The organism is Rhizobacter sp. P5_C2 (assembly GCF_054049715.1).
In genome coordinates this window covers 1-8,939 of the sequence record NZ_JBFULV010000167.1, presented here as the reverse complement: position 1 = coordinate 8,939, position 8,939 = coordinate 1, and the positions used below count along the sequence as shown (strand labels likewise).

At 72.0% G+C, this 8,939-nt stretch carries 7 protein-coding genes; all 7 read right to left on the bottom strand.

The features are described from left to right. Positions 1 to 1,033 (bottom strand): hypothetical protein (locus ACXJLU_RS31695; protein ID WP_457337729.1); only part of this gene is annotated, 1,033 nt, incomplete at its 3' end. Beyond that, positions 1,030 to 1,824 (bottom strand): hypothetical protein, encoded by a 795-nt coding sequence (locus tag ACXJLU_RS31690; RefSeq protein ID WP_457337728.1) that lies wholly within the window; start codon positions 1,822 to 1,824, stop codon positions 1,030 to 1,032. The genes ACXJLU_RS31695 and ACXJLU_RS31690, both read right to left, overlap by 4 nt. After that, positions 1,821 to 5,645 carry a baseplate J/gp47 family protein gene (locus ACXJLU_RS31685; protein ID WP_457337727.1) on the bottom strand — a complete coding sequence of 1,275 codons (3,825 nt, stop codon included), beginning with the start codon at positions 5,643 to 5,645 and terminating at the stop codon, positions 1,821 to 1,823. Before ACXJLU_RS31685 ends, ACXJLU_RS31690 begins: the two co-directional genes overlap by 4 nt. Beyond that, the gene (locus ACXJLU_RS31680) at positions 5,642 to 6,064 is read right to left on the bottom strand and encodes a GPW/gp25 family protein (protein WP_073467001.1); all 423 of its coding nucleotides are present in this window, start codon (positions 6,062 to 6,064) and stop codon (positions 5,642 to 5,644) included. The genes ACXJLU_RS31685 and ACXJLU_RS31680 overlap by 4 nt, the downstream gene beginning before the upstream one ends. Before the next feature lie 4 nt (positions 6,065 to 6,068). Continuing rightward, positions 6,069 to 6,383: a PAAR domain-containing protein gene (locus ACXJLU_RS31675; RefSeq protein WP_235002461.1), complete on the bottom strand. Its 315-nt coding sequence runs from the start codon at positions 6,381 to 6,383 to the stop codon at positions 6,069 to 6,071. A gap of 4 nt (positions 6,384 to 6,387) precedes the next feature. After that, positions 6,388 to 8,184, bottom strand: coding sequence for a type VI secretion system tip protein VgrG (vgrG, locus tag ACXJLU_RS31670; protein ID WP_457337726.1), 1,797 nt, complete (start codon positions 8,182 to 8,184; stop codon positions 6,388 to 6,390). A 12-nt stretch (positions 8,185 to 8,196) separates the two neighbouring features. Beyond that, the gene (locus ACXJLU_RS31665; RefSeq protein WP_489742404.1) at positions 8,197 to 8,853 is read right to left on the bottom strand and encodes a CIS tube protein; all 657 of its coding nucleotides are present in this window, start codon (positions 8,851 to 8,853) and stop codon (positions 8,197 to 8,199) included. Between the last annotated feature and the right edge of the window lie 86 nt (positions 8,854 to 8,939).

Below are 8,939 nucleotides of genomic sequence, written 5' to 3'. Positions count from 1 at the left end.
GCAACGCGGCGGCGGCGCGGCCGGCCTGGTCGGCCTGCCGGCGCGCGCGGTTCGAGCGGCCGGCGGCGCGCAGGTCCTCGAGCTTGCGGCACAGCTCGGTCGGCGGCACCGCCACCGGGTTGCCGCGCCGCGTGACGACGATCGTTCCCGGCGAGCCGTCGTTCGGCAGCGCGAGCCGCAGCGCCCAGTTGCCACTTCGCCATGCGACCGAGCCGTTGCTGGCCGCCGCATTGGCCGGCCGCAGTTCCGACAGCTGCGCCAGTTCGACGCCCGGCACCGCCTGCACCACCGCGGCGAGGTCCGACAGGAACAGCCGCTGCGTGCCGTCCTGGCCGCTCGGCAGATCGTCGATGAAGCCGTGCTGCAGCGCCGGCCCGGTGTAGATCGCCTCCAGCGAGTCACCGGCGCGCAGCCGCTCGTCGAGGCTGCGGCTCACCGCGGCGCGCGCGACGAAGCGGTCGCAGCGGTCGTAGACCTCGGCCAGCACGTCGGCCGCGTCGCGCGGGCCGCCGATCTCGATGCGCGCATGCAGCTCGCAAGCCACCGGCTGCACCGAGGTCACCGCCAGGTCGAGGTCCTCGCCGAGGTTGCGCTGCGCGAGGAAGGCGGCGCGCGCGTCGGCGATGCGCTGGCTCTCGCTGTCGGTCGCGCCCTGCGACAGCTGCAGCACCAGGTGCACGACGCCGTCGTCGCGCGCCTGCAGCGTCGCGTCGTCGAGCCCGGGGACGGCATCGAGCAGCAGGCGGCGCAGGTCGGCGGCGGTGGTCGCGCGGCACGGGAACACCGCGGCCGGCGGGTGCAGCGACAGGCCCGCGTGGTCGATCGTGCCGTCGGGCCCGGTCAGGTGGTCGGCGACCGGGAAATCGGCGCGGTACACCAGGTCGGTCAGCGAGAAGCACAGCTGCTCCAGCATCGTGATGCCGGGGTCGTGCAGGTTGTGGTCGGTCCACGCCTGGCCGCTGACGGCCTGCAGCCAGCTGATGCCCTGCTCGCGCAGCCGCGCGAAGCTCGCGTCGTCGCGTTCGGTGCTCATGGCGCGCAGCCCTCCATCGATTCATCGAACCACAGCCGCGTCAGCGTCGCCTGGATGCGCACGCCGCTGCCGTAGTCGCACTTCGAGCGCACCTGCAGCCGGTAGCTGGCGTTGCGCCCGCTGCTGCCGTCCCAGCGCAGCTCGAGCTTGTCGCAGCGCCTGCCGTACCAGGTGTTGTCGCAGCGGATGCGCTTGCGCCGCGACAGGAAATCCCACCAGCCCGACGCCGGGTTGTAGGTGTTCATCGCGATCGCGTGCATCAACGCGAAGCGGCCGCCGCCCGGGTGGCCGGCACCGGCCATCACCTCGAAGGCCTGGCAGCCGGCGAGCGGGCCGGTCAGGTCGTGCCATTCGCCATCGGCCAGCGCCGGTGCGATGCCGGGCCAGCGGCAGCTGCCGACCCGTCCCTGCGACGCGACGACGCCGGCCACGTCCAGCGCCTGCGACGGTTCCGCGGTGCCGATGCCGACGCGGTCCTGCGGATCGAGCGCCAGCACCGGCTTGCGCCCGCGCGAGGCGGCAACGCCGGCGCGGTGGAACAGCAGCTGGTCGCGGTCGCCGCCATAGCTCATCGACCACAGCGCGGTGCGCGAACTCTGCTCGCGGTAGAAGCTGACCAGCGCGTCGTAGCCGGCCGGCGACGACACCTCGATGCCGTTCTCGGCCGACTTGTGGAAGCCCTCGTCGCTCATGTTGAGCATCGAGTCGATCAGGTCGGCGAAGTGGTCGCGCGTGGGCAAGCGGCCTTCGTCGAAGAAGTGCTGCAGCGTCTTGCGGTTGCGGATCGTCATGCGACGCCTCCGTAGGCCGCGCCGCTGGCCGAGCCGATCACGAAGGTGCTGCCGATCGCCAGTTGGTCGATGCCGGTCGGCTGCGGCACGGCAGACGCCGGGAAGGCCGGTGCCGCGGTGATGATGTGCTGCGGCATCGGCAGCGCCAGGCTCCACGGCGCCAGCGAGACGGCGTGGCCGCGTGCGCTTTCGTTGTGAGCCTCGCTGCGGCCTTCGCGCGCGGTGTCGGCCAGCGTGTACACGCCGTCGTCGCTGCAGGTCACGTGCAGCAGCGACAGCTGCGTCACGTACTCGACGCCGTCCAGCGCGCGCAGCCGGGCCTCCAGGTCCTCGCCGCGCACCACCCAATCGAAGGCCGGGCCGCAGCCGTCGTCGAACCACGGCGACAGCGTCGCGATCACCGTGCGGGTGAGGCGCTGCAAGGCTTCGCCTTCATGCACGCCGCGCAACAGGCCGACGGTGCAGCGCAGCTGCAGCCGGTCGTAGACGGGATTGCGCACCACCACCTTCGCGAACGGCGACGCCCGCTCGCGCAGGTAGTCGGCCATGCGGCGCAACTCGATCGCGTTGAAGCGCGGCGCGGCGCAGGCGAAGGCCGGGTCGTTGCGCGGCACCTGCGGCACGACGACCGCCAGCACCTGGCCGGCCGGCGGCCGCGGCTGGCCGGACTCGGCGATCTCGTCACCGGACAGGCAGCGCACCTTGAAGACCTCGGGGAAGCGTTCCAGCAGCAGCCGCTCGACATCCCACGCGGTGCTGGCCCGCTGCTTGTGCTGCAGCCGCTCGCCGGCGCGGGTGTAGAGCAGCCCCGCATCCTCGGCCGGCCGCAGCCCGAACGACGGCCCGACCTGCTGCACGCCCGACAGCCCCGGCAGCGACGCCAGCGATCGCGTGATGCGGCCCTGCGGCAGGATCGCGAGCATCGCCGCGTCCGGCGGCAGCACGCGCCGCGCGCGCAGCGCATGCGCCTGCACCGACTGCAGCGCGGCGAAGCCCTCGAAGCCGGCGCCAGCCGAGGCGCGCAGCCAGTACAGGCCGGCCGGCATCACCTCGTTGTCGAGCGTCAGGTCGCCCGGCAGGTCCAGCGTGACGATGCCCGAAGTCAGGAAGCCCTCGGTGCTGTCGGCCAGCACCCGCGCCGGCGGCAACGGCCGCCAGTGGTCGCCGGCGAGCGTCGCCCAGCGCACCGGGGCACGCACGGCGCCGGAGCGGGTTGCATCCGCTGCGGATTCAAGCAGCGAGAACAGCAGCGTCAGCGTGCCGCCGGGGTCGCTGGCCGCGAGCCCGATGTAGAGGTTGCCGTCATCGCCCGGCCGCGGCAGCAGCCCATGGCTCGCGCCGGCAGCGGCCGAGTGCAGCGTCTCGACGCCGAACGGGTGCAGGTGCAGCAGGCGCTCGGCGTCGCCACGGGTTTCATCCGCGTTCTGCGCGCCGGGCCGGATCACGCCGGCCGCCTCGTAGCTCAGCGTCAGCCGCTCGATCAGCGGCGTGTACGGCGGGTTCGGCAGCGGCTGGCGCCAGCGCGCGCGCAGGTTCTTGCGCGCGTTCGCGGTCACCGTGTCGGCCAGCACCATCGGGTAGGCCGCATGCCCGAAGGCACCGCGCGGGCCGGTGAGCTGCAGCCGGTACAGGCCGTTGCGCGGCAGCGGCGCGTCCCACTCGGCCGGGTCGCCGGCGCGGCTGTGCTTGCGCACCGACCCGGGGTCGACCTCGATCTCGCGCATCGGCTGCAGGCAGCCGGCCGCATCCGGCGGCGCGAACAGCGGCTGCTGCGCCGACGTGCCGGTGCACGGCTGCCACAGCCCGTCGCGCAGGATCGCGAGCGCGGCGCTGAAGTCGCCGCGGCGCTGCTCGTCGGGGTAGCCGCGGTAGTGGGTGTCGAAGCCGCCGGCGTCCAGCGGCAGCCCGCCCCATTCGAACTCCATCGACAGGCGCTGGATGTTCTTGCAGGCCACCTCGCGCGCACCGACCACCAGGTACGACGACAGCGTCGGCAGCGGGCCGAACGGGTGGAAGGCCTTGGTCGGGTCGAGCCGGCCGAGGTTGTTGTGCAGCACGATGTCGCGCACGCCGCTCGCGCTGACGCGCAGCCGCGCCTCGGCGAGCGGCCGGTCGGCCAGCAGCGAGTACGGGTAGAGCCGGCCCTGCGTGCCGAGCTCGATGCGCAGCACCGGCAGCCGGGTCGTCCAGTCGGCGCCGTGCACGGCCGGGTCGCAGCCGACGATGGCCGGCACGTCGGGGCGCAGCCGCAGCGTGATCGACAGGCCGCCTTCCGGCAGGCGGTCGACGTCGGCATCGGTGGCCTCCAGCCAGCCGTGCGCGGCGCTCAGGTGCAGCTTCAGCAGGCCGTGGAACAGCTGCTCGAACACCAGCACGCGCTGCGGCGCCTCGGTCCCGGCCAGCAGCACCAGCGGGTCGCCGAGGCTGTGGGCCTGCGGCACGCGGCCTTCGAGCTCGCGGTGCGCGGCCAGCCGCATGCGGCGCAGCTGCGCGTCGGTGAAATCGGCACGGCCCGACAGCAGCCAGTGGCCGAGCAGGCGGCCGAAGGCATTGCGCAGCGTGGCGGGGTCGGTCGCGAAGGTGACGGCATCGACCAGGGCGTCGAGCACGGCGCTGTCGTCGCCCGCGCCCTCGCCGAGCGGCAGCTCGACGCGGATCGTCCGCTCGCCCTCGCGCAGCAACAGCAGCGGCGACGCGATCGCGAGGCCCAGCCGCGCATCCACTGCGCCGGCGCCGCCGCCGAACAGCGGCCACGCGCTGGTTCCGTCAGGCACCGGCCGCGCCGCCTTCGCGCGCGTCACGAAGCCGAACTCGCATTCCGGCGAGATCCGCGCGTCGCGCTCCATCCGCAGCGTGCACAGCGCCGCGACGCGCGCATCGGTCACCACCAGCGGTGCCGCGCTGTGGAAGCGCAGCGGCTGGCCGGCCGCGTCCTTGCCGGCGTCGAACACCGTGCCCTGCGGCACGTTCAGCAGCCGCTCGCCGCGCGCATCGCGGGCGCAGGCCAGGTGCACCTCGTCGGCCACCGGCCCGGCGGGGCCGAAGCCGAGGCAGTCGCGGTAGTAGAAGTCGACATGCCGGGCGGTGAAGCGGTTCACCTCGCGCTGCGCCGATTCGTAGACCTTCAGGAACGCGATCAGCAGGCCGACCGCCGCCTCGTGCGTGCCGCTGTGCATCGTGTCGGGCAGCAGCTCGCGTGCCAGCGCGCGCAGCGCGTCGATCGCGCTGAGGAACACGAAGTAGCGCTCGCGCAGCAGTTCGCGCTCGTCGCGCCCGGCCGCCGCGGTGGCGAGCAGCGGCGCGCTGCTGCTCCAGATGCCGGCCAGGCGTTCGTGCGAGCGGCCGACCTCGCGGCCCTGCCAGCTGCGGTGGCCGAAGCGGCCATGCACCCACTGCAGCTCGGCGCCGAGCTGCTGGGCGACGAGCTGGTGGATGCGCTCGCGGAAGGCCTGCGAGGCGGCGTCGTCGCGCCCGTCGAGCGACTTGAACCACAGGTCGATCCACTGCGCGAGCTCGACCACCTGCTGGGCCAGCCGCGGCAGCGGTGCCGAATCGACGTCGTGCAGGAAGTCCTCCTGCAGCGCCTGCACGTCGATGCTCGCGATGCGGGCCAGCACCATCGTCACGTCGCTCGCGAACATCGCGCGCCAGTCGCCGCCCTCGCGGTTGTCGAGGTCGACGAAGCGCAGCTGGCGCGCGAGCGTCGCGGTCATCGCGACGCGGTCCTCGAACGGCAGCTCGTCGACGCGGAAGTAGCCGTCGGCCAGCGCCGGCGGGAAGCGCTCGTTCTGCGACGTTCCAACCGCCATGCCGGTGGTCATGCGCCCACCTCGCGCGCCGCGCCGTCGTTCAGGTACAGCGGGTACACCATGTTGTCGCGCGTGTTGGTGCTGCGGATCGTGTAGTCGAGCTGCAGCCGCAGCAGGCCTTCGTACAAGTCCGAGGTGTCGATCTCGACCTGGTCCAGCGTGATGCGCACCTCGAAGAACAGCACCGCCTTCTCGACCAGGCTGCGGATCTCGGTCAGCGTGCTCTCGGTGATGTTCTCGAACACCATGCGCTGCAGGCCGCAGCCATAGGTCGGGTGCATCACGCGCTCGCCGGGCACGGTGGACAGCAGGATGCGCAGGCTCTCGCGCACGTCCTGGTCCTGCGACACCGTCAGCGCATGCAGCGTGCGCCCGTCGAAGGCCGGCGGGAAGGCCCAGCCGGTGCCGAGGAAGCGCTTGTCGAGGGTCATGCTGTCAGCCGCCGATCAAGACCGTGGGCCAGCCCATCGCGATGCTGCCGCCGTGCGCGGTCGGGTCGCCGATGCGGGCCGCCGGCCGGCTGCCGATCAGCACCGTGGTCGAGCCCTGGATGATGGTGTCGGGCGGGCCGACGCAGACCGCGCTGTCGCCGAGCACCGCGGCCGGCAGCTTGCCGATCAGCACCGTCGGCACGCCGGGGCCGACCACCGGCCCGCCGACGTGCGGGATCGGCGGCAGGCCGGGCGTGACCATCGGGCACACGTGCATGTCGGTGAGGCGGGCGGCGGGCGGCATGGTGCGGTCCTTCATCGCGTCAATTGATCATCACCATCGCGCCCTTGACCACCGTCTGCCCGGCGGCCGAGAGCTCGGCGCTCGCATTGCCCTTCGCGGTGAAGCCGACCTGGGCCTCGGCGGCGATGTTCAGGCCGCTCGCCTTGACGTCGGCCTTCGACGTGACCGTGATCGCGCCGACCGCATCGAGCGTGATCGTGCCCTTGGCCGTGATCTTGATGTCGCCGGGGCTGTCGAGCGTGATGCCGCCGGGCGCGAGTTCGACCTTGTTGCCGTTCTGGTCCTGCAGCAGGATCGATTTGTCCTTGTCGCTCAGCACGATCTTGTTGTTGCCCGGCGTGATCACGGTGATGACCTTGTCCTTCTCGTTGAACTCGAGCTTCGAGCGGCAGCGCGTGACGATGGCCTTGATGTCGTTGGCGGCCTCCATCGGGTACGGCGTGGCCTGCTTGCTGCTGTAGAGGCTGCCGAGCACGACCGGGTGCGACGGGTCGTCGGCGAAATAGCCGAGCACGACCTCGTCGCCGACCTCCGGCAGGAAGAACGCGCCGAACGCGTTGCTGGCGTGGAACTGCAGCAGCCGCGCCCAGATGCCTTCGGTGGCGGCCTGCAGCATCGGCAGCTTGACCTGCACGCGTTGCTCGCCGGCGGGGTCGGCGTCGAGCTTCATCACGATGCCGACCTGCAGGCCGTGCACGCCGGGCAGCAGGCCGGCGCCGGGCGGTGCGACCACGTCGCTGCGCTCGACGAACCAGTCGGGCGCGAGGCCGAACTCGGCCTCGGTGACCCAGTTGCCGTCGGCGATGTCGTGGCGCAGGCCGGTGACGAGCACCTTGCCGCTGAAGCGCGTGCCGACGCCGGCGAGCTCGATCAGCCCGCCGACGGTGGCGAGCGCCGAGCCCTGGAAGCTCATGCGCCCGCGCAGCCGCGCGAGGCCGGCCTTCAGCTGCTGCGCCTTGGCCCAGCTGGTGAGCGCGGCCAGCGGTTGCGGCGCGCCCGACTGCAGCCGCCAGGTCGGCAGCCCGATCACCTGGGCGAGCGTGGCCGAATCGATGTCGCCCTGCTTGGGCAGCGTGACCGGCGCGCTGGCGGTGCCTTCGAGCGCGGCCTGGCCCTTGATGTCCCACGAGAAGGCCTGGGCGCTGGCGAGCTGGCTGCGCGCGTCGAGGTCGGCCTGGAAATCGAACAGGTCGATGCCGTAGGTGACCTTCAGCGACGGCTCGGCATCGACCGCGGGTGCCTTGACGGCGAGCTTGCCGTCGGTGGCGACCACGAGCAGGCCGTTGACCTCGGCGCGCGACAGCATGAAGTCCCAGTCGCTGCAGTAGTGCTGGACCAGTTCGGTGTGGCTGAGCTCGGTGGCATCGGCTTCGATGGACAGGCCGTGGTCGCCGGCCAGCGCCTCGATGACGGCGCTGTCGGTCTGGTCGATGAAGTTCGCGTTGCGGCGGCCGACGGTCATCAGCACGGCCTTGTCGCGGCATTCGACGACCAGGCGGGCGTCGTTGTCGCCGCGCACCTGCAGGCCGTGGCGCACGATGAGGCCTTCGAAGATCACCGTGGTGGGGGCGGCCTGGTAGCCGGCCTTGATCGACAGCAGCACGCCGGGCTTGAAGTGGGCGGCGTCGCTGAGCGGGAACGTGCCGTGGGGCATGTCGCCGTCGGCGAGTTCGATGCGGGCCGAGGGCACGCTGTTGACGCCGCGGCGCACCGAGATCGAGATGACTTCGATGCTGGCGTCGAGCTCGGTGCCGTCGGCGCTGAGCGACAGGCGCACGACGCCATCGGAGTCGTCGAGGGGCGAGACGGCGGGCATGGCGCTGAGGGATCAGGCGGCCGCTGCGGCCATCGCCAGCGTCGTGCCGGGCGTGACGGCCATGAGGCTGGGCAGGTTGTTCGCGCGCGCGACCGCGGGGGCGGCGGCCGCATCGCCGCAGTGGTCGGCGCACAGCTGGGGCAGCGTGTCGCCGTCGATGACGGTGACGCTGCTGGCAGCGGCCTCGGGCTCGCGGTTGGAGACGAGCTTGGCCTCTTCCTTGCTCATCGCGCCGAGGAAGCTCAGGTCGACGCGGGCGCGCAGCGGTTCGCCGCTCGGCTTGAAGAGCGTGTACTGCACGTTCAGCGATTCGAGCCGGCCAAAGAAGATCAGGCTGCCCCACAGCAGGCGAACGTAGGGGGGCTCCTGGGTGTCGGCCTGGTACTGGTAGGCGACCGCATTGAGCTTCTTCATCTGCGTGCGCACGTCTTCGCGCTTGCCGCTCGCGCCGGGCGGGACGATGCCGGTGCCGTCGAGCACGAGCGCGAAGCTGACGTGTTCATCGCCGACCGAGCTGAACTTCGGGCTGCCTTTGGCCTCGCCCTGGGTCTTCTGCTTCTCGTAGGTGATGCCGGCGGTGTGCTTGAAATCGGCGGGGTTGATCTGCACGGTGAAGGTTGCGGAATCGTCGAGCTTGATGGTGCCGCCCTTCAGTGTGAAGCGCGTCATCACGAGGTGCGTGAGTTGGCCTAGGCGGTCGTTCGACATTTCTCTGTTGCTCAGTTCTTTGTGCGCGGGGGCGGTGCGGGCGGGGG

What these genes read in the sequence shown, in the direction of transcription:
- ACXJLU_RS31690 (WP_457337728.1), bottom strand. Translation starts at nt 1,824, where the DNA reads ATGACGATCCGCAACCGCAAGACGCTGCAGCACTTCTTCGACGAAGGC.
- ACXJLU_RS31685 (WP_457337727.1), bottom strand. Translation starts at nt 5,645, where the DNA reads ATGACCACCGGCATGGCGGTTGGAACGTCGCAGAACGAGCGCTTCCCG.
- ACXJLU_RS31680 (WP_073467001.1), bottom strand. Translation starts at nt 6,064, where the DNA reads ATGACCCTCGACAAGCGCTTCCTCGGCACCGGCTGGGCCTTCCCGCCG.
- ACXJLU_RS31675 (WP_235002461.1), bottom strand. Translation starts at nt 6,383, where the DNA reads ATGAAGGACCGCACCATGCCGCCCGCCGCCCGCCTCACCGACATGCAC.
- vgrG (WP_457337726.1), bottom strand. Translation starts at nt 8,184, where the DNA reads ATGCCCGCCGTCTCGCCCCTCGACGACTCCGATGGCGTCGTGCGCCTG.
- ACXJLU_RS31665 (WP_489742404.1), bottom strand. Translation starts at nt 8,853, where the DNA reads ATGACGCGCTTCACACTGAAGGGCGGCACCATCAAGCTCGACGATTCC.